The sequence below is a fragment of the Cupriavidus sp. YR651 genome (assembly GCF_900101625.1).
GTDB lineage: Bacteria > Pseudomonadota > Gammaproteobacteria > Burkholderiales > Burkholderiaceae > Cupriavidus.
This window is the reverse complement of the sequence record NZ_FMYZ01000008.1, coordinates 236,517-258,495: the sequence shown is the minus strand read 5'-3', so window position 1 is coordinate 258,495 and position 21,979 is coordinate 236,517. Positions and strand designations below refer to the sequence as shown.

Sequence of the window (21,979 nt, the reverse complement as noted above, 5' to 3'; positions counted from 1 at the left end):
GATCGAATGACGCCATCGCGTTGCGCGTCGTCGCGCCAAATCGAGTAGCGGGTGAGTGGCTAGTCGAGTGGCTGGTCGAGGTGGCTGATCGAGTCGTTACTAAGTCGCTCCATACACCATGGCGCGCCGGGCCCGCTCTTCCGGGCGGGATGGGTCGTAATACTTGTCGGCCCAAGTGCGATCCCGGGCCAGCGTCAATCGACGATGCCGCGTCGGGTGCTGTTTATCGTCAATAAAGATGGCGCGTGCACGATAGTGTTCGTATAGCCTCATGAATTCGGCAATGTAGATGCCCGCGACGTGCCGGTCCTTTATCTCCAGTAAATTCTCATCGTTGTTGTGCTCCGAATTCTCGCTCATGTTTGCCGAGCCAGTGAAGACCACCGGGTTTTCGCCCTCTCCATCGATGACGATGAATTTGTGGTGAATGACAACGGGGGCATAACCTGGCGATTTTTCGCCGGGGAAATTCAATAACTCCGGATCGAAGCCAGCCGGCACCGTCTTCGCATTGAAGTATTCGCCGTCAATCACGTCCCGGTTTTTCTTGCTGCGATGGTAGAGCTCCATGTTTGCCAATTGCGGCCCGGTCACCTTCTTTTTCCCATCCACCGCGGCCTGCGTCTTCGCAGCACCACTGGCACTGAGATTGTTGACGATGCCGAACATCATCAACCCTCGCTTTGCCGCACCGAAGCACGCATCACGAAGGCGCTTGTCCGTCGGCGTGAAGATGCAGAACACCACCGAGTGCTCGGCGCGCTTGATGGCATCGACAATGGTGTCTATTTGCTTCGTGATTTTGCCGGGCTCGGGAGACAGCGCAAGGCGCACCGCAGCCGGGCCGACGGAAATCGATGTCGTCCAGGCGGGGGCGAGCTTCGCGGTCGCCCCTTTCTTCGGGTTGTCGGCCAGGGCTCTGGCGCGCTGCGCGTAGTGCTTGGCCAGGGGCGCCGAATCAAACAGGTGGAGCAGATTCGCCTGTTGCGTAATGCCCTCGGTGGTGAAGTTTGCAGAGCCCATCAGCACCCGGGTCGGCTTGCCGGTCGCGTCCGGCCCATCGCTCGCCAGATACTTGTTATGCATGATGGAAGTCTTGTCACGCGGAAAGAAATCAATGCTGTGGCCGTGCTCGTCGACGACATCCTGATTTGGCGATGGTTTTGCGGGGACAGCGGCCCTCGTTGGCTTTCCATTCATCGCGGGCTTTGCCTTCTTTCCCGGGATAATGTGCGAGTCGTACACGATCGCCAGTGAGTGCTCCCCCTGGGCTTGCGCGAATTCGCTCAGTCCTGGAATCGCCCAAAGCTTGTCCGTCAGGTGGTACACCGCTCCGACCGCCTTGCTGGCGCCGCCAAGCACTTGCCCAAACGCCTTGTGAAGGTCGTTGGCCAGCCACTCTCTTAGTACGAGAGCCTTGTCCGCGGGCGGCGCCGCAGTGGGGCTCAGCTTCATGGCCTTCAGTTTGCGCGAGAATGCCTGCGAGCTCAGCACCGCCCTGTTGAACCACGTGCCGATACCATCTTTGATATGCGGCGGCAGTGTTACCGTGGTGGCGCCGGCAGCTTCCGCGAGGATGCGGGGATGCGCTGGCGTGCCGACCACCGGATACGCCGTGTACGTAAAGGTGGCCCCCCGGTCGGGCTCGTCGATGCGGGCATCCCACCACATGAATTTCTGGATCGGCGCCTTGTCCGAATCGACATCCGCGGCATTGGCGGAAACGGGCCCGTCAAATGTCACTCGGTTGGGAAGCCAGCTCTCACCCTTCTGTGTTTTCCCATCGACCGACCTGAATCCCGGGCTTCGCTTGATGGCAAAACCGAGAAAATCCGCGCGGGTACCGCCTTCATCCCAGTCCAGGGCCAGGAGTACCAGGGTTGGCGACAAATATCCTCTGAGTTTGACAGCCATGGTCGACGCTCCTTGAATCCGGATAGGAAAACCATCAGCGTTTCAGATTATTTTGCCGGTTGGTCTTTGACAAGAAATGGAAAGCAAAACCCGCATGCCGATGCCTTTTCATGACAAGTCCAACTCTGCCAACGCAAGCAATCAATCTGCTGTTTTGGGATGCGCAGACTAGCGGGACGCCGATGGCGCTTCAAATATTGCATTCGGCATTCCCCCCTGTTTGAGGGATTCAGGCCAGGGCTCACGCGCAGCAAAAACCGAAGCCAGCGCGGACCGGCTCGATCCCCAACTGGAGACGCGCACCATGCAGTGTGCGTGATGTCTCCAGATCACTTGCAACTCCCCTGCCGCAAACCCGGCGCGCGATGCATGGGTGAGAAGCGCCTTTATCGGCACCCCAGTCCTATCAGTATTTCCCCCCGATCAAGTTTGTCGATGGCGCGGCCGTTATGGGCACGTATAGAGGGCAAAACCCCAAAGAGCCCCGCGGACAAATTACGTAAACGGAGGATTGGATGTTGCACAACTTGAGCTTGAGAAAAAAGCTGTTATTGCCATTGGTGCTGAGTTGGGCGTGCCTGTTGGCGATCACGCTGTGGAATGCGTGGCAAATGCGCGCAATGCGTCTGCATGACCGGCAGTTGACCCTGGAGCAGGTGACCGACACCGCCAATTCCGTCGTCGCCGAGTATGAAGCGATGGCTCGCGCCGGCAAGATGACTACCGAGGAAGCCCAGAAGCAGGCGCTGGACCGTGTGCGCGCGATGCGCTTTGGCGCCGACGGCTACTTCACGCTGATGCGCTCGGACACGGTCGTGCTGATGCACGCGATCAAGTCGGAGATGAACGGCAAGAACATGTCGGACATGAAGGACCCGAACGGCGTCTACCTGTTCCGTGATATCGCCCAGATTGGCAAGACCGCCGGCAAGGGCTTCATCGAGTATCTGTGGGCCAAGCCGGGCGCCGAGGCGCCGCAGCCCAAGCTCAGCTACGTGCTGAACTTCAAGCCGTGGGACTGGAACTTCATCGCCGGCCTGTATCTCGATGACATCCATGCCGAGTTCCGCGCCGCGCTGTGGAAGGCGATGGGCTGGCTGCTGGCGGTGGGCGCGTTGATGAGCGTGGTGATGGTGCGGGTGTCGATGAGCCTGCAGAAGCAGCTTGGCGGTGAACCCGCGTTGACGTCCGAAATCGCCGCGCGTATCGCCGACGGGGATCTCGGCTCCCATGTGGAAACCGCGCCGAACGACCGCGAGAGCGTGCTCTACAACATGCAGCAGATGCAGGCGCGGCTGACCGGCGCCATCGGCCAGATTCGCGGCTCGGCGGATTCGATCGCCGGCGCGGCGCGCCAGATTGCCGCCGGCAACGTCGATCTGTCACGCCGCAGCGAAGAACAGGCCGCATCGCTGGAGCAGACCGCCGCCAGCATGGAAGAACTGACCAGCACGGTCCGCCAGAGCGCCGACAATGCCCGGCAGGCCAGCCGACTGGCCGAGGGCGCGTCGGATATCGCCGTGCGCGGTGGCGAGATCGTCCACAAGGTGGTTGGCACCATGGGCGAGATCAAGGCGGCATCCGGCAAGGTGGTGGACATCATCGGCGTGATCGAGGGCATTGCCTTCCAGACCAACATCCTGGCGCTGAATGCCGCCGTGGAAGCGGCACGTGCCGGCGAACAGGGTCGGGGCTTCGCGGTGGTGGCGGGCGAAGTGCGCAGCCTAGCGCAGCGCTCGGCGACGGCGGCCAAGGAGATCAAGGCGCTGATCGACAACTCGGCGCAACGGGTGGAGGACGGCTCCCTGCTGGTGGAAAACGCCGGCAAGGCGATGGAGGAAATCGTCGAGGCCGTGAAGCGCGTGACCGACCTGATGGGCGAGATGCGTGCGGCCACCGAGGAGCAGACCGGCGGCATCGAGCAGGTGAATCAGGCGGTGTCACAGATGGACCAGATGGCGCAGCAAAATGCGGCGCTGGTGGAGGAAGCCACCGCAGCGGCGGCATCGCTGGAAGACCAGGCCGATTCGCTGCATCGGGCAGTGGGACAGTTCAGGCTGGCAGGCGCGATCTGAGCGCCGGCAGATCCGCGTCGATAAAGGAAAGGCCAGCGACCCCACAAGGGTCGCTGGCCTTTTTCATGGTCGGGTGCTTCGCGCCCCGCAGTGCGCGCCTCAGGCGGCTGCCGTCATCTTGAAGATGCCCTGCGCATTACCGGCGTCGAACCCCAGGTCATAGCGCTTGCGGGCCACGGCCTCGTCATGGAACTGGTCGCGCGTGATGAACTCGTAGAACGACCCCGGCACCTCGCGTTGCACGATGCCGCCCTCGGCGCCCACGAATTCCCGCTGCACCGGATCCGCCCGGAATGCGGTCTGCCGGACCCGGCCACTGCCCGACACTTCCACCTTCTCCTTCATCGGACGGCCCAGACTTTTCTGATGTTCGGCGAGCGCGAAGACATCCGCCACGCGATCGGTTGCGTGATTGAACGCGTTGCCTTCCGTTGCGATCCACGCCATTTCCGCCGACTCCTTCAGCAGCACTTCATAGTCCGCCAGGCGCGGCGCCGCGTGTTGCCGCGCGAAGCAGCGCGCCAGCAGGTCGACCAGTTCCGCGCCGTCCTCCACATCCAGCACACCGTCGCGTTCCAGTTGCCACAGCAGCGATTGCGCGCGCGGGGTCAGCGGATCGGTCGAGCTTGCCGTCACGCGCGTCACGGCGGCGCGGAAGGCGTCGCTGTAGCGCTCGCGCTCGGGGTGGAACTCGCTCAGGAAAAACTGGGCAATCTGCTCTGGCGCATCGGCGTGCGCGTAGGAGCGGCCCGTCATGCCGATGCGGTCCAGCAGATACGTGCCGTTCAGCACGTAGCCCAGCGGGCGCAGGATGCGCGTGAACGCGGACTCGCCCTCCGGCAGTGCGCCGTTGGGCCACTTGACCGTGCGCAGCGCACCGTGGTCGAACGTCACCTTGCCACCGGCCTTCGCCACGTCGTCGGTGTAGGCGCGGCCCGTCGGCACGCGGTCCAGGATGTCGCCGAACAGCACGATGTTCAGCGCCTGGGCAATCTCGGCGCGCGTGGCGCGGCCCTCGATGTCGACGGGCAGGCCGTCCGGCATCGTGACCAGGGTCAGCAGGTGGGCGGCGCGGGACTCGCCCAGGTTGGCATTCAGCAGCTTGGCAATGTTCGGATTCATGGGGACGCGGCATCAAGAAAGGTTCGCGCGCAGGATAGCGGGCGCGCCGCCACCGTCACAAGCGATGAATGCGCACAACATTGTGCGTACGGCGCACGATCCGACATGGCTGCCAGTACGTCGCAATACATTGCGGGTCGGCGGCCGGTCGCCTGAGACTCGTCTGAAACTCGTCTGAATCTGTCGTCAGCCTTGCCTGAACCTCGCCACGCCCTCGCTATACTCTCTGCCGGTCCCCCTGCCAGCCCTGCGCTTTCCCCCGATGAGAAAGGACATTCCCAACCTGAACGCCCTCCAGGCGTTCGAGGCTGCCGCCCGGCTCGGCAGCTTCACGCGCGCTGCCGACGAACTGGCGCTGACGCAAAGTGCCGTTGGCCGGCAGGTCGCCCTGCTCGAGCAACGACTGGGCGTCGCCCTGTTCACGCGGGTGCGCCGCCGGCTGGAGCTGACCGAAACCGGACGCGAGTATGCCGCTCGCGTGCGCCGGCATCTGGACCACATCGAACGGGACACACTCGAGATCAGCGCGGGCCGGACACAGGGCTACACGCTGGAACTGGCCGTCGTGCCGACCTTCGCCACCCAATGGCTGATTCCGCGCCTGCCCGATTTCGCCCGACGGCACCCTGACATCACCGTCAACCTGAGTGCGCGCTCACAACCGTTTTCGTTCCAGGACTGTGCCTACGACGCCGCGATCTATTTCGGCGACCAGTTCTGGCCCGGCACGCGCGGAGGGGTGATCTTTCGGGAAGGCGGCATGGTGCCGGTGTGCAGCCCGGCGTTCCGCGCCGCGCATGCCCTGGTGGATGCGGAAGACTTCGCGCACTGCCGCCATCTGCACCTGAGTACGCGCTCACAAGCGTGGCGTGACTGGTATGCGGTGCAAGGATGGGATTACAGCGTGGCGGCGGCGCGCGGGCCGCGCTATGAGCTGTTTACGATGATGACCGCGGCGGCGGCCGCGGGGCTGGGCATCGGCCTGGCGCCGCGCCTGCTGATCGAGCGCGAGCTGGAAACCGGCCAGCTGGTGATCCCCGCCGAGCGTGTGCTCGACGTGAGCCAGGGCTACTACTTCGCCTATCCGGAAGGCCGCCCCCAAGCGCCGGCGCTGGACGCCTTCCGCGACTGGGTGCTGAGCCTCTCGCCGGATGCGGCGCGCCAGGACTGACGCGCCGCCTGCTGCTTACTTCTTGGAGCCGCCGTTCAGCGCCGAGAACTGCTGGTTCAGGAAGCTGCTGGTCTGGTTCATCTTGCTGACCAGCAGATCCAGCTGCGTGAACTGCTTCTTGTAGCGCTCGACGGTGGCATTGATGCGGGTCTCGGTCGCGTCGTAGCGCTTTTCGATCTCCTTCATCGCCTTTTCCAGGCCATCCGTCACGCTGCCCAGCGGGCCGTTGGTGCCGTTCATGCGATCCACGGCATCCGACAGGCGCCGGCCAAAGCCGCCCGTGCTGCCATCGCCGGCGAAGACCGCCGTCACGTCGCGCAGGTTGTCCTTGAGCGCGGCGTCCAGCTTCTTGCTGTCGATCGACATCGTGCCGTCTTTCTGCAGGGACACGCCGATCTGCGAGAGCATGCTCGGCGCATTGGCGGCGAGGCCCGTCTCCGGCGTATTCAGCACGGCGCGAAGCGACGCCTGAATGCCCCGCAGCACGCCGTCGCCGTTGAGCGCGGCCTTGGTGTGGGTCTTGGTGTCGTAGGCGGTGAGCTGCTTGGCCGTGGTCTGGATGTTGTTGTAGGCCGTCACCATCGCCTGGATGGCCGTCTTGATGCTTTCGTTGTCCTGCGTCATCGTCACCGAGGTGGTGCCGGTCTTCTTGAGCGTCATCGTCACGCCCTGCGCGGCATCGGTCACCGTATTGGTGGCGCTGGTGACGGCGATGCCGTTGACGGTCAGCGCGGCATTGGTGGCGCGGACGACTTCCTTCATGCCGCCCGGCTGGGGGCCCGCCACCGGATCGAAGCCGGCCAGCCCCTGCAGTTCGGGCGACGAGCCCGAGATCCGCATGCTCATTGCCTCGCCGGTCTTTTCCGAGTTCAGGACCAGACGATACGGCGTGCCGCTGCCGTCGTTGATGACGCTGGCCTTGACGCCGATGTTGGCCTTGTTGATCGCGTCGCGAATGCCCTGCAGCGTGTTGTTGCTGCTGTCGATCGTCACCGTCTTGCTGGCGCCGGCCGTCGGCGTGAACGTCGGGTTCACATAGGTGCCGTACGTCGGCGAAGCGGGATTGTCGTCGTAGCCGGTGGTGACGCCGAAGTCGAACGTCAGCGTACCCGTGCCGATGGCCACGTCCTGCTTGGCCTGGCCAGCGCCGGCCAGCGACTGGGCCTGGGCCAGGCGGGTCACGTTGATCGCGAGGTCGCCCGGCACCGTGCCAGCGCCGGTTGCGACCGACAGCACGTCCGAATTGCCCACCTGCGCCTTGACCGAGCCGAACGTCTTGATGTCGGACAGCGCCTTGGCGGCGGCCTGGAAGCTGGCCAGCACGCTCTTTACCGTGCCGTAGCCGGTCAGCTTGGTCTGATAGGCCGCGTGCTGGTTATCCAGGCTCTTCAGCGGAAGACGCTCCGCCGCCTCCAGCTTATCGAGGAGTTCATTCAGCTGCAGATTGGAGCCAATACCGAGGGAGGAGACTGCTGCCATGTTCTTTTGCCCTTCGCTGAAATCAGCATGGTCGCCGGCTGCACGACGGCGCATTCAGAGGGGATCCATTCAATCCGGACGGTGAATGTCTCGACATGCATGGTTTACGTCAGGGAAAAGTGGTTCTTTAGGCTTTTTGATACAGAGCCGATACAAAGACGATACAAAAACAGGCTCAAGTTTCCCGCATGTGAGTTCTCACTCTCGCCCGGCAGCTTCATGGCGCTAGTGCCAGATGGCGGCGAAATGTGCGTAATACTCAACTCTGAATGGCTTCGCTGATGGCGTTGATATGCGTCAACGGCCCTGAAACCCCCTCCCCTAGACTGCCTGAGGACTTTTGCGGCGCCACGCTGCGGAGTCCGCTTTCTTCGTAGTTGCTAACACGGAGCGAATCATGGCAAGCATGCAGGCCGCAGTCTTCCTGGCACCCGGCAAGATCGTGCTGCGGGAAAAGGCCATTCCGGAAGTCGGCCCCACGGACGCACTGATCCGTATCACGACCACCACCATCTGCGGCACCGACGTCCACATCCTCAAGGGCGAATATCCAGTCAAGCCCGGCCTCACAATCGGCCATGAGCCCGTGGGCATTATCGAAAAGCTCGGCAGCGGCGTGACCGGGTATCGCGAAGGCCAACGCGTGATCGCCGGCGCCATCTGCCCCAGTTTCTATTCCTATGCGTGCCAGGATGGATGTTCGTCGCAGGACGGCCAGGGACACGCCCACGGCTACAAGCCAATGGGGGGCTGGCGCTTCGGCAATACGATCGACGGCACGCAGGCCGAGTATGTGCTGGTGCCCGATGCGCAGGCCAACCTCGCCCCGATTCCCGATGGACTGACCGACGAGCAGGTGCTGATGTGCCCTGACATCATGTCGACCGGCTTTTCGGGAGCCGAGCAAGCCAACATCAGGATCGGCGACATCGTTGCCGTGTTCGCCCAGGGCCCGATCGGACTCTGTGCCACGGCAGGGGCGCGGTTGCGCGGCGCCTCGATGATCATCGCCGTGGATGGGATCGACGAACGGCTGGCCATCGCCAGACAGATGGGGGCCGACGTGACCATCAACTTCCGCAAGGCGGATGTGGTCGAGGAAATCCTGCGCGTCACCGGCGGCCGCGGCGTGGACGCGTCGATCGAGGCGCTGGGCACGCAGGCGACCTTCGAGGCTGCGCTGCGGGTGTTGAAGCCCGGTGGCACGCTGTCCAGCCTGGGCGTCTATTCCAGCGATCTGCGTATTCCGCTCGACGCGTTTGCGGCGGGGCTTGGCGACCATCGCATCATCACCTCGCTCTGCCCTGGCGGCAAGGAACGCATGCGGCGACTGATGAATGTCCTCGAGACAAACAGGCTCGACCTGGGCCCGCTGGTTACCCACCGGTTCCCGCTCTCGCGGATCGAGGAAGCCTATGCGATGTTCGCAAACCAGCGCGACGGGGTGCTGAAGGTCGCCATCACGCCTTGAACCACATTCGCCGCTTGATGCGGCGATGGTCTGTCGATGTCTGTAAGCAATAGGACTCGATGCCGATGCGGCGCATATCGGCCGCATCGGCATCGATGCATCGCTGAATCAGCAATGCGTCATGGATTGATAGATCCTCGCTGGATGGAGGATCGCGCCGGGTCGCCCACGGAAGATCGCCCGGCGCAGGTTTGTTTAGCGAAATACCAGGACTGGAATCTGGCTGTGCGTCAGCACCTTCTGCGTCTCGCTACCCAGCAGCAGACCCGAGAGACCGCTTCTGCCGTGCGAGGCCATGAAGATGACATCGCATTCCAGTTCGTTTGCCATGGCGATGATTCCACGATACGGCGCCGCGCTGACCGAGATCGCGCCCTGGCAAGGCACGCCGGCTTGAGCAGCCGCCGCCTCGATCTTCGACAGTTCGGCCTGGGCCTCGTCCTTGACGCGCTTCTCGAAGACCGACCGCTTCTCGTGCCCGGCATCGCTGGAGCTCACGAATGGGTACTCCGGCACGCACATATAGGGCGTCAGTCGCGCGCCGTTGGTACGCGCGAACGAGATGGCGGCCGTAACGGCCTTCTGGGACAGCTCGGTGCCGTCCACCGGCAGCAATACATGCTTGAACATTTGGCTTTCTCCGGATGACCGCGTCAGGCCGCGCCCGATTTGCGCAGGATCGCGTAGAGCTGATCCTTCAATAGTAGTTTCTGCTTCTTGAGCTGTTCAAGAGATGTGTGCGTGGTGGGAATGATGCCGGCCTCCCGGTTCTTGATCTCCTGATCCAGGTCGTTGTGCCGGTGGAAGAGCCGTGCGAAGTGGGCATCGGTCGTCTTCAGCTGGGATATCGTCTCGCGGTACTCGGGGAACATGCACCCTCCTCTCGATGAAAAGTCGGTGATTGCTCCAGTGTCACAGGCAACGCCGGGCATGGCCTTGATGCCGCGCAGTATTGACTGCCAGCGCATCGAGTCAGCAGCAGCGAGCGCGTTCCGTTCCGGAAGATTGCCTTCGCCGAAGCCCCATGCCCGTTGTGCGGGAGGCGCGAGCATGTCGATGGACACCATCGTATTTGCGGTAGTCATTATCTGAACATCGAGAAAATCATGCCCCTTCACCGATTGAATGGCGTTTCCGGCGAATGGGATTCCGTGAGATCACGCCAGAACGCAGTGCGTCGCTCCCGAAGTTCGCTTGAAATACGCTGGTCAGACAAACGCCGGATACCATCACTTTCGCCAGCGGCAGTGATATAGAGCAACTCACGCAAATGGGACGGTACATCGTCGGGGTCCCGGCTGAATCCGAACACGATGCAGCCAAGGTCATCGTCGTAGTAGCGGCTCCGGGTCCACATTGCCAGAGTGGTCAACTTATGGGCGGAGATTTGCACGTCTTCCCACCATGCACCCAGAGAATTGGCACGATTCCATAGCGTCAACTTTGTGCCATCCGCCAGCTTCAGTGCCAGTCCCAGTGGAATACTGCCGGTGTTAATGGAGGCGCCAACGATATTGAAGCGCGTACCTGCCTTCGGAGGGGGAATATGGATGGTCGCGCACTCCTTGCCTGGAACGGCATTGGCGATAATCCTGCACGTATCCATACGCGTTTCGGTGCTCCAGAGCAGCGGACCTTTTCCGGCGGGATAGCTCACGTCCACACGGCGCGGGGTGGAGTTGAAATACTCGATATAGATGCTGTCCGGGTTGGCAAGAGGGAGGGAAAATGGCGTCGTCACCTCGCCCGCCCAGGCGCTGCAAGTGGCGTCCCAGTCATCGGCAGTGCCATAGGCCTTGCTGTAGACGTCGTCGAATACCACGTTCCCTACCGGCCCCGGATGCGCGATCGGATCCATCGCCTGAATCAGCACCCGGAAATCGGCGATGAGCCGGATACGTGCCTCCTGGAACGGCTGCCAGTAGTTGTAGATCGCAGTGCGGTGAATACCAGGATGGGTCGGGGCATGGGGTCGCAAGCGATCTGCTTGTGCTTGCACGACCTTATCGAGGTACTGGGTGTAATCCCGCAAGGTACTGTCCGTGAGCTTGACGTAGTTTGCATAGGTCTCGGCGCTCCAGCCCCAATTCTTGCCATGGAGAATGACATCACGTAGCAATGCCATGTGGATCTGGGAGAATATGGCGAAAAGCGGTGCCACTTTCCATTGAAAATCGGGATTCCGAAACTCCTCCGCCGCTTCGATCATGGCGGTATTGGTGGCAATGAACTGCATCATCATCGTCTGCGTATCACCAGTCGAGGTAGCGGAAACGTAGAGTTTCAGCGTGGCAGCGATGCCATCGAGTTTCTGCTTGAGAAGACTGAATACCGCCGCTTCGATTTTCTCGTTGATCATCGCTTCGACACGGGCACGTATCTGGTCCCAGACGTCATCATGGCCCCAGGGCCATAACAGTTCCAGCAATGCGGCGCAGATTGACCCCACGCCGGGAATTTCGTTGAGCAAGACGCCGAGCAAGGCTTTGATATCCTCGAGCGGGTCTGTAATGGGAAGATCCGTCGCCCTCGGCACACCCACCGCTCCCGATCTCCCCATCGTATTCGCAAGGGCAAACGCCGGGATGGATTTTAGAATTCCGCGCCTTGTCATCATGCTCGAACTCCTGCTGCGTAGCGATCCGAATTCAGAGTAGCAACGGCGAAGAAGGCGAATACATAGAGATGTCTCGATTATTGGTCGGCCACTTATGGCGCGACGCAATATATTCCCGATGGAACGGCGCGAACAAACAGAGATATCTCTATTGAATTGGGGGGATTAGCCTATAGAATTTTTTCAGGATCAGGCGACGCAGCTGCGCCCATGACGAAGCAGAGATGTTGTGAAATCGGAAGGATCAAATGGATGGCAAAAGCAAATTGATCTTGATTGTCACCATCGCCACGGCTGTCTGTATATGTGCCTTATATGCCGTCGATTATGCGGTGAAATTTTGATAGTTTTCCTTGCACCCGCTTTCCGCTCAGCTTGTCCGATTTTGAATCGCGGGTCGATTCGCCGTCGTCGCTCCAGTAACCGGGGAATATTTCGACTAGAGACGCCTTGCGTATGCGCCATCAGGTACGCCCTGAATCACCTTTGCGAGTTGCGCCCCCGCGGCGCCCCCTTGCGTGCGCAATGGCCTGGCGTTTTTCATCGGACGCGGTCCGCGCACCGTCCGTACCGGGCAAGCTGCCTTTCCAATTGGACCCGAGGTGTCTTGCCAGACCTCGCCTGGCCTTGCGCAGGGCACTTCCGCAACGGCATCCGTCTGTAGCTGTCACTCACCGCGTAGCCGGTCACGAATACCCGGCATCGAATGACCTCCATGCACGCGTCGGACCTGGTTCCGATCGATAGACGATAGAGCGATTCCTTGTATCGCGAGAGCGCACCGTCAGTGTAGAAAGTCTCAGGCTGCCGGGGCGTTCGATCACCCTGTCAGTCCCGAATCTTCGATCACCCCCAGGGAAACCGATGAAAGCATCCATGCATCGCCCTTGAAAAATGACTGGCCCTGCCGGCCGCAACCGACGTGTCATTCATGAGCATTCGACTTATTGTTGCCGACGACCATCCACTGATCATATTTGCCGTGAAACAGCTGTTCGCTGCCACTGCCGGCGTTGAGGTCGTGGCGGAAGCCTCCAATCCTACCGAGCTGAACGAAAAACTGCGCACCGTGGGGTGCGATGTACTGATCACGGATTTCGCCATGCCATCTGACAGAGATCCCGACGGACTCCTCATGCTGGATGCCCTCCGTATGAAGCACCCCACCGTAAAGGTGATAGTCCTGACGATGCTGGGAAACGCGGGATTGTTCGCCAGCATATTGAATCGCGGCGTGTCCGGCCTGCTAAGCAAGCGTGACGACATTAGAGAGCTTCCAGCCGCGGTGCAGGTTGTCTTCCGCGGCGGCTGCCATGTTGGACGTCGGGTGAAGTGCGAAATGGCGCTGCAACTCAACAATGGCTCCGGACGGACCGACCACCGGCCGCTGAGTCCGAAAGAACTGGAGGTGGTGCGACATTTCATGAGCGGCATGACGATCAACCAAATCGCCGAGCATCTGCATCGGGCTCCCAATACGGTGAGCACCCAGAAACGCAGCGCAATGGTCAAGCTGTGCCTGGCGACTGATCTGGAACTGTTTGATTACGCGCTGAAACACGGGATGCGATAACCGGTGTACGTTCCCCGGCCCACACCGTTGGAAATGGGCGGCAGTTCAGAAGCCCGAAGTTCCGGCCGCCCCCTCTTGTCTTCCTTATTTCGTGCCCGGACCGTAGTGCGTGCGAACGTATTCGTCGACGATCGCCCGAAATTCCTCGGCCATGTTGTCGCCGCGCAGTGTCTTCACCTTCACGCCATCGACGAAAATCGGCGCCGCCGGCGATTCGCCCGATCCGGGCAGCGAGATGCCGATATTGGCGTATTTGCTTTCGCCAGGGCCATTGACGATACAGCCCATCACAGCCACATCCATCTCTTCCACACCCGGATAAGCCGTTTTCCAAACCGGCATCTGCTCGCGCAGATACGCTTGAATGTTCGCCGCGAGTTCCTGAAACGTCGTGCTCGTGGTGCGGCCGCAGCCAGGGCATGCAATGACCATCGGCGTGAAACTACGCAAGCCCATCGTCTGCAGAATTTCCTGGCCCACGTGGACCTCCTTCTCGCGCGGCGCACCCGGTTCCGGCGTCAGCGAGATACGAATCGTGTCGCCGATTCCCTCCTGCAGCAATACTGACAGGGCGGCCGTCGAGGCCACGATGCCCTTGCTGCCCATGCCGGCTTCGGTCAATCCCAGGTGCAGCGCCTAGTCGCAACGGCGCGCCAGCTCGCGGTACACGGCGATCAGCGCCTGCACCTGCGATACCTTGCACGACAGAATGATCTGATTGCCCGGCAGGCCGATTTCCTCCGCCTTTCGCGCCGATTCGATTGCCGACGTGATCAGCGCTTCCGCCATCACACTCTGCGGGTGCCATGGTTCGGCGCGTTGGGCGTTTTCATCCATGATGCGCGCGAGCAAATCCTGGTCCAGGCTGCCCCAGTTGACGCCAATGCGAATCGGCTTGTTGTGGCGGCACGCCACCTCGATCATTTCGGCGAACTGCTTGTCACGCTTGGCGCCCTTGCCCACGTTGCCGGGGTTGATGCGGAACTTCGACAATGCCTGCGCGCATTCCGGATAGTCGCGCAGCAGCGTATGACCGTTGTAGTGGAAGTCTCCGACCAGCGGCACGTTGACGCTCATGCGGTCGAGCTGCTCGCGGATCGCCGGCACCGCTGCGGCGGCCTCGGGGGTGTTGACCGTGATGCGAACGATCTCGGAGCCCGCGCGGGCCAGCTCCTTGACCTGAATCGCCGTGCCAATCGCGTCGACCGTATCCGTATTCGTCATCGACTGCACGCATACCGGCGCGCCGCCGCCAATCGGCACGATGTGATCGCCCCAGGAAATTTCTGCCTGCCGCGAAGGGTGACGCGGCATTGGACGGGGTATGACGGCTGGGGATTGTGTGATCTCGTTCATCTGCGCTATCGCTTGATGTTGTCGAGCCGACAGCTTACGAGCGCGCGCAATGGGAAATCTATCGAGATTGCCCGAAACAAAATGGAAGAGAAGCGAATGCGCCTTTCGTTTGTCCGATGCGCTTTCAATTTCCGCGCATCAACTTGTGAATCCTGATCACGCATACAGTTCCAGCGATTTAGCCGCTGATATTTTCACGCACTGCAATTGCGAAAACAATTCGCATCGATCAGTGAATTCCAATTGCGACAATGTCAACTAATGCAGTCGGAATTTTCCCATCCGCATGGCGGCTTCCTCGAACCGCCGTCAGTTCACGCATTTCACGTCGACGTCTTCCGGGCGTCATCCGCATCGCCTTCGTGACAGCGTAAGCATCCTGGCCGCCGACTCGCACGATCAGACGCGAGATTGCCAGCAGCGCTCACCCCATCCCGCCGGCAGCGTATCGCTGGCGACTCACTTTATTCAGTCAGCGATGAACCGATTACACGCATCCATGCTCAGTTGTTTGTAGCTTGGCCCCATACCAACACCTAACATCGGGGTGTTGCTGCACTGGATTCCGGAGACCGCCTACGGAATCCAGCGCTTCATGCCGGAGGCAAGCACATTGAAGTAGTGGCAGCACGGTATCGCAACAAATAAAAGGAGTAAAGGTGGAATCTTATCAATTGCGCATCATCATCGCCGATGACCATCCGCTTGTTGTCGAGGGGCTGAAAATGCGAATTGCCTGCACCCAGCTTGAATTGGTCGGGGTAGCGAGGAATTCAACAGAACTGGTCGGACTCCTCGAGCAGCATCCCTGCGACGTATTGGTGACCGACTACTCGATGCCCGGTGGAGAGTTCGGCGACGGCCTGGCCATGCTGGGCCTCATTCGTCGTCGTTATTCCCAAACACACATTCTGGTCATGACCATGCTTGAAAACCCGGGCGTATTGCAGGCTATCGGCCGGCTTGGCGTGTCATGCATCATCAGCAAATCGGACGACCTCAGTTATCTGGTTCCCGCCATCCATGTTGCCGGCACCGGGGGTACGTACCATTCGCCGACGATTCGCAGATTGACCGGTAGCGGACTCTGCGATTGCGCAACGGAACGCCGACCGCGGTTGTCGACCCGGGAAGCCGAAGTCGTCAGATTGTATGCATCCGGAATGGGGGTGAACGAAATCGCCAGCCAGTTGCGTCGCTGCAAGCAAACGATCAGTTCGCAGAAATGCAGTGCAATGCGCAAGATCGGCGTTATTCGAGACTCGGATCTCATCAAGTACGCCATGTCTGTCGGACTGATCTCACCACCTGGATGAGTGAGCAAAACGTTGCGCGCAACGGTCCCAGCGTGACGTGTAACCGACCGTTGCGACAACGAGGGGCAGGGCAAGCGCGGACGCCCTGGCGCATCGACCAGAGTCCGCCGCCCGCCCCAAACCTTGCGCTTCCCGGATTGGACCGTCCATCCTGCCCCCTTTTAGTTCCAGTCCTAGCCGTGTCTGCAGCTGTTTGCCGTCTCGTCTGATATTGACGCCCGCTCGATGTCAATAGACTGAACTCGGCAATAGCGCACAGAGGACTCCGGGCACAAGCGAACAAGATGTGCCAGGCAAGCTCCGAGGACCGGAGACCGGACGGCACATTGCGGAAGGGACACACTTCCGCCCGGATCCTGCGCGCCGACCGGCATGCGATTTCTGATGGGAGCGGGATATGGTGAAGGAAGAAATGAATTCTCTGGCGGAGCTACAGGCGTTCGTCGATCTCGCGCTAGAGAATCCAGCCCGGCGGCATGACAACAAGGGCAATAGTCCGGATGCCAATCTTCCGCAGTATGTCGAGAGGATGGAACGCTCCGGATGTTTGCGATCCACGTTCCTGCGGGAAGCCGTTCGGAATTCCACCGAGTATCGCGCGCTTGCCGCTTCGCTCAGGCGAGCGGAAACGTACGGCATCGTCTCTTTTCTTCTCAAGGAAAACAGCGAGCACGAGAGTATCTCGGGCCTGAGTTCGCGCTATGGCGTCTCGCCCTCGCATTTTCGCCGTCTGTTTCGCAAGTCCGTGGGGATTGCGCCCAAAAGTGCCATGAGGGCATGGCGAATGGCCAGTGTGGTACTCGCCATCGTGGATAGCCGCAGGCCAATCACCGAAGTGGCCATCGAATACGGCTACGCCTCTCCTTCGCATTTTTCCAAGGAGTTCCGTGACGCGGTGGGTCGCAGCCTGACGGATGTGTTTGGAATGAAGGATCGCGCAGGAAGCCAAGAGTGAAGACACGATTCATCAGCGGCGCGAAATGCCTGCTGCTGGCGGCAGCGGTCATTGCCAACTCCCCGGTCCGAGGGCAGGACGTGACCAGCCGCCAGTCGGAACCAGGCTATGTGGCGAAACAGGAAGGGCTACGGGCCCTCCTTGGCGCGATATCCGCGCAACTTGCCAAGCCCATTATCGTCAGCAAGGGTGCGGCGGCCAAACAGGTGTCCGGTGAGTTCAGGCTGGCCGAGCCTGGCATTTTGTCGGAAATCAGCAGGCAGCTTGGACTCATCACCTATTCCGATGGCCATGCCATTTATGTCTACGACGCCAGCGAAACCAAGACGGTGGTAATTGCACTCAAGCATGTTTCGCCGTCGTCCCTGCAACGCTTCCTGAAGAGCTCCGGGCTTGTCGACGCCAGATATCCGCTGCGCTCCGATGGCTTCAGTACCATCTATCTGGCGGGGCCGCCCATTTATGTGGATCTGGTAACGCAAGCCGCGGAATCAATGGATCGGGAAGCCGCGACTTCAACCGATCAGCATGTGGAGATCATTCGGCTGCACAACACCTTCGTCACGGATCGCACTTACACGCGCCGGGATGAAGGCGTGGTTATCCCGGGCATCGCGACCGTGATCCAGCGGCTCCTCAATACGAGCCTGACGAACCCTTCGGAAAACCAGCACGCGAGGATACTGCCGCCGTCGAATACCGGGCGTGGCGAAAAGCCCGTGCCCCTGCTGGACGACCCCATACCGCGTCCCTTGCCCGCTGCCGATCCGGCAACACAGGACCTGGCGCTGACCAGGGTGCGGATCATTGCCTATCCCGATACCAATAGCCTGCTCGTCAAGGGCACCGTGGAGCAAGTCAGCCTGGTACGCCGCATCGTTGAAGGGCTCGATCAGGAAAAGCGTCATGTGGAACTGGCCTTGTGGATCATCGATCTGGAGAAGGACGACCTCGACCAGCTTGGTGTCAATTGGCAAGGCGCCGTGAAACTTGGTAACGCGTTTGGCGCCACGTTCAATGCCGACGGCATCGCGTCGTTCACCACGGTCGGTGGCGCGGAATTCATGGCTTCCGTGGTGGCGCTGGCGCGCGATAACCGCGCCCAGATCGTATCCAGGCCGGTCGTGCTGACACAGGAGAACACGCCTGCGATGTTCGACAACAGCCACACGTTCTATACCCAGCTGATCGGAGAACGTGCGGTGGAACTGCAGCAGGTGACATACGGAACGATGGTCAATGTGCTGCCACGCTTCACCTTCAAAAGCGATATCGAGCTGTCGGTCAATATTGAAGATGGCAGCGCGACGCCGGTCGAGGATGTCAACACCAGCGAGACGCGCCCTTTGCCTTCCGTCAGCCGGACAAGAGTCAGCACCGTGGCGAGAGTGCCGCGCGGAAAGAGCCTGTTGGTAGGCGGCTATGCGCGCGGCGAAACCGGCGACACCACCAGCAAGATTCCGCTTCTGGGCGACCTTCCGTTCGTGGGCGGCATCTTCCGATACAAGCAGTCCCGCAACAAGAACACGGTCCGCATTTTCCTGATTCGTCCGCGTGAGATTGTCGATAGCATGGATCTCCCCCTGCCGAACCTCCAGGACCAGACGGATTTCAATGAAGTCATACGGAGACTCGGCGGCACATCGGGGGCCGCACCGACGCACGGGGAGGCGAAGGATGGAGATTAGATTTCCTCCGGCGCCAATCGATGCCAGACGCTTCGACAAGGCGCTTCATCAGGATGCGGGCAGAACCACGCAAGGCACCTTCGGCGCCGATGCGGACGAAGATCCGGAGGCAACGCCCGCATCGTTGCACCAGAAGATCGTCAGTCTCGCCGATGACATGGCGAGCGTTGCCGCGCAATTCCAGCGCAGGCGGGAAGCGGGAAGAAAGGGCGATGACACTCCGGAGAACTTCGACAGCGTTCTCCAGGATGACGTACGTCCGCAAGCGGACCAGCTGATGAAGATCGCCAGCGACCCGACGATTCGCATCGACGCCCTGCTGCAACACGCGCGCGCGATGTTTGCGGACGAGAGCGACCTGTGGATCGTGCTGCGTGAGCTCCTGCGGCGCAGGAATCTCTCGAAGACCGTGAGGGCGAGACTGGAAGCGCTGCGCCAGGACGTCGAGCGGGAAGCGAATGGCAAACATCTGAAGGGCGGCATTCAATGCGCGCTCAAGGCCAAGCTGTTCGGCAGGAAGCTGGGGCTGGATCCACGTCGGCTGCGCGATACCTATCGCAGCTTTCTCGACGGCCATCAATCCATGGTCTCCTCGTACGAAAGCTGGGTCGGCACCTATGGCGCGGTACATCGCGGGAAGGTGATGCGTTTCGTGGAAGCGTCGCTGGCGATCGATATTCATTCGGCGGACCCCAGTTGCAGCAGGGTCGAGTTTGGCGCCCTGCTCCACACGGTCTGGCGGCTGCGCCTGCTTCGCGCCGCGGACCACGACTTCGTTCGCACGCTCTTGCAGCGGTCATGCCTGCATCCCTTCCAGCGCGAGCCGGCACAGCCCGCCATGAGTCGTGGCGGGCCGCAAGGCACGCCAGACGATGCGGAGGAAGACGCGTGGATTCTGCTGCTGTGCTCGCTGTTGCGCGGTGCGGCGCCGCTGGAAGACGTACTGGCCGATAGCGTGGGCGACGCCATGCGCGGGCTCACCCCCGAGGCGCGCAGTGTCATGCTGACGGCACTGCGTGCGGCGTATCGGAATCTTCCCGACGAGCTTTTCGAGGGGGCGCGAGAGGCAGACCAGGTGTACGCCGCACTCGATGCGATGATGGACGACAACTATCGTCGCGAGCTCTCCGCCCAATGCAAGGGGCCGCTTCGGTCGGTAGTGGACGGCGAATCATGATGACGACCTTGCTCCATCACGCAAGATCGCGGCCAGAGCTGATCATCGTATGCCTCATGGTGATGATCATCGCCATGCTGATCGTGCCGCTACCGACGCACCTCGTCGACTTCCTGATCGCGTTGAACATCGTGATCGCGATCCTGTTGTTCATGGGGTCGTTCTATATCGACCGCATTCTGAGCTTCTCGACGTTCCCGACCATCCTGCTGATCACCACGCTGTTCCGCCTGGCGTTGTCGATCAGTACGAGCCGCCTGGTGCTGACGCAGGCCGACGCCGGGGAAATCATCACGACCTTCGGCGAGTACGTGATCGGCGAGAGTCTTGTCGTGGGCTTCGTGATTTTTTCCATCGTGATGATCGTCCAGTTCATCGTCATCACGAAAGGCTCGGAACGCGTCGCCGAGGTTGCCGCGCGATTCTCGCTGGACGGGATGCCCGGCAAGCAGATGAGCATCGACGGAGACCTGAAGGCAGGTGTCATCGACGCCGACGGCGCACGCGAGCGGCGCAGCATCCTCGAGCGGGAAAGCCAGCTGTACGGCTCGTTCGACGGGGCGATGAAGTTCATCAAGGGAGATGCGATTGCCGGCATCATCATCACGTTCGTCAATCTCATCGGCGGGATCGCCGTCGGGGTGGGCAGCCACGGCATGGACATGTCGACGGCGGTGTCGACCTACACGGTGCTGACGATCGGCGATGGACTGGTGGCGCAGATCCCCGCGCTGCTGATCGCCATCAGCGCCGGCTTCATCGTCACACGCATCAACGGCGACGGCACGAATCTTGGCCAGAACATCATGAGCCAGATGTTCGGCATGCCTTTCGCGGTGGGCATCACCGCAGCGCTGGCCGTGCTCGTCGCGTTTCTGCCGGGCTTTCCAGCGTGGGTCTTCGTGCTGTTATCGATTGTGCTCGGCGGATTCCTGTATCTCCAGCATCGGAAGACGGCGCGGGACGATGCGAGCGGCACCGGCAGCGGGCGCTATCAAAACGATGCGAATGCGCCGGAAAGCCAGGAGCTCGGGATGATCACCGACGTGGACAGCCTGGCGCCGGAAACGATTGCCTTCATCCTGCTGACGTCGCCGTCCCAGATCGACTGGTTTATGCGCGAACAAATCGCGGCGCGCATCCGGAGCCAGTTCTTCGTCGACTATGGCGTCAAGCTGCCCGAAGTCGCCGTCAGGATGTCCGACGCCACGCCGGCGGACCACGCGATGCTGTTGATCAATGAAGTGCGTACGGAACGCCTCCACGTCCGGCCCGGCATGCTGAAGGCGTGGGCGGCCGCCGACTATCTGCAGGCGCTGCAGATCGAGGCCGAACCGGCTGTGGGCGGCGATGACACGGCGACCGCGTGGGTGGACATGCGGCATCGGCAGCAGCTCGACGAACTGGGCATCCCGACCAAGACGGCAGCAGACGAGCTCTACCGTGGCGTCGTTTCGGTACTGGTCAGGATGGTGCCGGAATACTTCGGCATCCAGGAAACCAAGAAGATGCTCGATCACGTGGAAGCGGACGCACCGGACCTGCTGAGAGAGGTGATGCGCAACGTGACCGTCCAGAAGATCTCGGAGGTGCTGCAGCGCCTGTTGGCCGAACGGATCTCCATCCGCAACTTCAAGTTGATCCTGGAAGCGCTGGCACAGTGGGGCAGCCGGGAGAAGGACGTCATCGTCCTGGTCGAGCACGTGCGTGGCGCGATGGCGCGCTATATCACCGACAAGTTCGCCGTGGCCGACCAGCTGCGCGTGATCATGCTCGGCATGGACATGGAGGAAGCCATACGCCGCTCGATCCGCCAGAACTCCAGTGGCGCATACCTGAACGTGGAACCATCCCTGAGCGAACAGATCCTGGATCAGCTGTCGATTCTCTTCGGCAACACCTCGGCGCTATCGCCGCGCAACGTCGTGCTCCTCACTTCCGTCGATGTCAGGCGTTTCGTGAAGCGGCTGATCGAACAGCGATTTCGCAATCTCGATGTGATGTCGTTTGCGGAGGTTGCGGGCAATGCGGAAGTTTGCGTCATCAAGACCCTCGATTAAGTTCA

The 21,979-nt window shown here is 61.1% G+C and carries 15 protein-coding genes and 1 pseudogene; 9 read left to right on the top strand and 7 right to left on the bottom strand.

The annotated features are described in order from the left end of the window. Positions 1-99: 99 nt before the first annotated feature. Entirely contained in the window at positions 100-1,914 is a 1,815-nt protein-coding gene (locus BLR29_RS22090) for a phospholipase D-like domain-containing protein (RefSeq protein ID WP_092139561.1), read from the bottom strand. A 515-nt stretch (positions 1,915-2,429) separates the two neighbouring features. Between BLR29_RS22090 and BLR29_RS22085 the strand changes: the two genes are divergently transcribed. Then, complete coding sequence (locus tag BLR29_RS22085) at positions 2,430-3,989, top strand: methyl-accepting chemotaxis protein (protein ID WP_092139559.1); 1,560 nt, start codon at positions 2,430-2,432, stop codon at positions 3,987-3,989. A 99-nt stretch (positions 3,990-4,088) separates the two neighbouring features. On the opposite strand, the gene BLR29_RS22080 is transcribed toward BLR29_RS22085, so the two are convergent. Further along, positions 4,089-5,111, bottom strand: coding sequence for a DUF1338 domain-containing protein (locus BLR29_RS22080; RefSeq protein ID WP_092139557.1), 1,023 nt, complete (start codon positions 5,109-5,111; stop codon positions 4,089-4,091). 262 nt (positions 5,112-5,373) lie between these two features. Here BLR29_RS22080 and BLR29_RS22075 point away from each other — a divergent pair, with 262 nt between their 5' ends. After that, positions 5,374-6,282 (top strand): LysR substrate-binding domain-containing protein, encoded by a 909-nt coding sequence (locus BLR29_RS22075; protein ID WP_092139555.1) that lies wholly within the window; start codon positions 5,374-5,376, stop codon positions 6,280-6,282. Positions 6,283-6,297: 15 nt separating this feature from the next. On the opposite strand, the gene fliD is transcribed toward BLR29_RS22075, so the two are convergent. Then, on the bottom strand, positions 6,298-7,761 hold the full coding sequence (gene fliD, locus BLR29_RS22070; protein ID WP_092139690.1) for a flagellar filament capping protein FliD: 1,464 nt from the start codon (positions 7,759-7,761) through the stop codon (positions 6,298-6,300). A 397-nt stretch (positions 7,762-8,158) separates the two neighbouring features. Between fliD and BLR29_RS22065 the strand changes: the two genes are divergently transcribed. Beyond that, positions 8,159-9,232 (top strand): NAD(P)-dependent alcohol dehydrogenase, encoded by a 1,074-nt coding sequence (locus tag BLR29_RS22065; protein WP_092139553.1) that lies wholly within the window; start codon positions 8,159-8,161, stop codon positions 9,230-9,232. Positions 9,233-9,427: 195 nt separating this feature from the next. Here BLR29_RS22065 and BLR29_RS22060 read toward each other — a convergent pair whose 3' ends face one another. The 3 genes from BLR29_RS22060 to BLR29_RS22050 all read right to left on the bottom strand — a co-directional run bounded on the left by BLR29_RS22060 (position 9,428) and on the right by BLR29_RS22050 (position 11,849). Next, the gene (locus BLR29_RS22060) at positions 9,428-9,862 is read right to left on the bottom strand and encodes a universal stress protein (RefSeq protein ID WP_092139551.1); all 435 of its coding nucleotides are present in this window, start codon (positions 9,860-9,862) and stop codon (positions 9,428-9,430) included. A 23-nt stretch (positions 9,863-9,885) separates the two neighbouring features. Beyond that, on the bottom strand, positions 9,886-10,104 hold the full coding sequence (locus BLR29_RS22055; RefSeq protein WP_092139688.1) for a YdcH family protein: 219 nt from the start codon (positions 10,102-10,104) through the stop codon (positions 9,886-9,888). Between the two features lie 242 nt (positions 10,105-10,346). Beyond that, positions 10,347-11,849: an insecticidal delta-endotoxin Cry8Ea1 family protein gene (locus tag BLR29_RS22050; protein ID WP_255371356.1), complete on the bottom strand. Its 1,503-nt coding sequence runs from the start codon at positions 11,847-11,849 to the stop codon at positions 10,347-10,349. Between the two features lie 931 nt (positions 11,850-12,780). On the opposite strand from BLR29_RS22050, the gene BLR29_RS22045 reads away from it, so the two are divergent. Then, on the top strand, positions 12,781-13,422 hold the full coding sequence (locus BLR29_RS22045) for a response regulator (RefSeq protein WP_092139685.1): 642 nt from the start codon (positions 12,781-12,783) through the stop codon (positions 13,420-13,422). 84 nt (positions 13,423-13,506) lie between these two features. Here the strand turns inward: BLR29_RS22045 and ispG are convergent. Beyond that, a pseudogene (ispG, locus tag BLR29_RS22040) lies at positions 13,507-14,778 on the bottom strand (flavodoxin-dependent (E)-4-hydroxy-3-methylbut-2-enyl-diphosphate synthase). A gap of 659 nt (positions 14,779-15,437) precedes the next feature. Between ispG and BLR29_RS22035 the strand changes: the two are divergent. The 5 genes from BLR29_RS22035 to BLR29_RS22015 all read left to right on the top strand — a co-directional run bounded on the left by BLR29_RS22035 (position 15,438) and on the right by BLR29_RS22015 (position 21,974). Continuing rightward, the gene (locus BLR29_RS22035; protein WP_092139549.1) at positions 15,438-16,094 is read left to right on the top strand and encodes a response regulator; all 657 of its coding nucleotides are present in this window, start codon (positions 15,438-15,440) and stop codon (positions 16,092-16,094) included. Positions 16,095-16,491: 397 nt separating this feature from the next. Further along, positions 16,492-17,049, top strand: a complete 558-nt coding sequence (locus BLR29_RS22030; RefSeq protein ID WP_092139547.1) for a helix-turn-helix domain-containing protein — start codon at positions 16,492-16,494, stop codon at positions 17,047-17,049. Next, positions 17,046-18,737 (top strand): type III secretion system outer membrane ring subunit SctC, encoded by a 1,692-nt coding sequence (gene sctC / locus BLR29_RS22025; protein WP_092139545.1) that lies wholly within the window; start codon positions 17,046-17,048, stop codon positions 18,735-18,737. The genes BLR29_RS22030 and sctC overlap by 4 nt, the downstream gene beginning before the upstream one ends. Beyond that, on the top strand, positions 18,727-19,914 hold the full coding sequence (sctW, locus tag BLR29_RS22020) for a type III secretion system gatekeeper subunit SctW (RefSeq protein ID WP_176861025.1): 1,188 nt from the start codon (positions 18,727-18,729) through the stop codon (positions 19,912-19,914). The genes sctC and sctW overlap by 11 nt, the downstream gene beginning before the upstream one ends. Beyond that, positions 19,911-21,974, top strand: a complete 2,064-nt coding sequence (locus tag BLR29_RS22015; protein ID WP_092139541.1) for an EscV/YscV/HrcV family type III secretion system export apparatus protein — start codon at positions 19,911-19,913, stop codon at positions 21,972-21,974. The genes sctW and BLR29_RS22015 overlap by 4 nt, the downstream gene beginning before the upstream one ends. Positions 21,975-21,979: the final 5 nt, after the last annotated feature.

Coding starts and splice junctions, on each gene's coding strand:
- BLR29_RS22090 (WP_092139561.1), bottom strand. CDS start 1,914: ATGGCTGTCAAACTCAGAGGATATTTGTCGCCAACCCTGGTACTCCTG.
- fliD (WP_092139690.1), bottom strand. CDS start 7,761: ATGGCAGCAGTCTCCTCCCTCGGTATTGGCTCCAATCTGCAGCTGAAT.
- BLR29_RS22055 (WP_092139688.1), bottom strand. CDS start 10,104: ATGTTCCCCGAGTACCGCGAGACGATATCCCAGCTGAAGACGACCGAT.
- BLR29_RS22015 (WP_092139541.1), top strand. CDS start 19,911: ATGATGACGACCTTGCTCCATCACGCAAGATCGCGGCCAGAGCTGATC.
- BLR29_RS22075 (WP_092139555.1), top strand. CDS start 5,374: ATGAGAAAGGACATTCCCAACCTGAACGCCCTCCAGGCGTTCGAGGCT.
- BLR29_RS22050 (WP_255371356.1), bottom strand. CDS start 11,849: ATGATGACAAGGCGCGGAATTCTAAAATCCATCCCGGCGTTTGCCCTT.
- BLR29_RS22065 (WP_092139553.1), top strand. CDS start 8,159: ATGGCAAGCATGCAGGCCGCAGTCTTCCTGGCACCCGGCAAGATCGTG.
- BLR29_RS22060 (WP_092139551.1), bottom strand. CDS start 9,862: ATGTTCAAGCATGTATTGCTGCCGGTGGACGGCACCGAGCTGTCCCAG.
- BLR29_RS22030 (WP_092139547.1), top strand. CDS start 16,492: ATGGTGAAGGAAGAAATGAATTCTCTGGCGGAGCTACAGGCGTTCGTC.
- sctW (WP_176861025.1), top strand. CDS start 18,727: ATGGAGATTAGATTTCCTCCGGCGCCAATCGATGCCAGACGCTTCGAC.
- BLR29_RS22080 (WP_092139557.1), bottom strand. CDS start 5,111: ATGAATCCGAACATTGCCAAGCTGCTGAATGCCAACCTGGGCGAGTCC.
- BLR29_RS22085 (WP_092139559.1), top strand. CDS start 2,430: ATGTTGCACAACTTGAGCTTGAGAAAAAAGCTGTTATTGCCATTGGTG.
- BLR29_RS22045 (WP_092139685.1), top strand. CDS start 12,781: ATGAGCATTCGACTTATTGTTGCCGACGACCATCCACTGATCATATTT.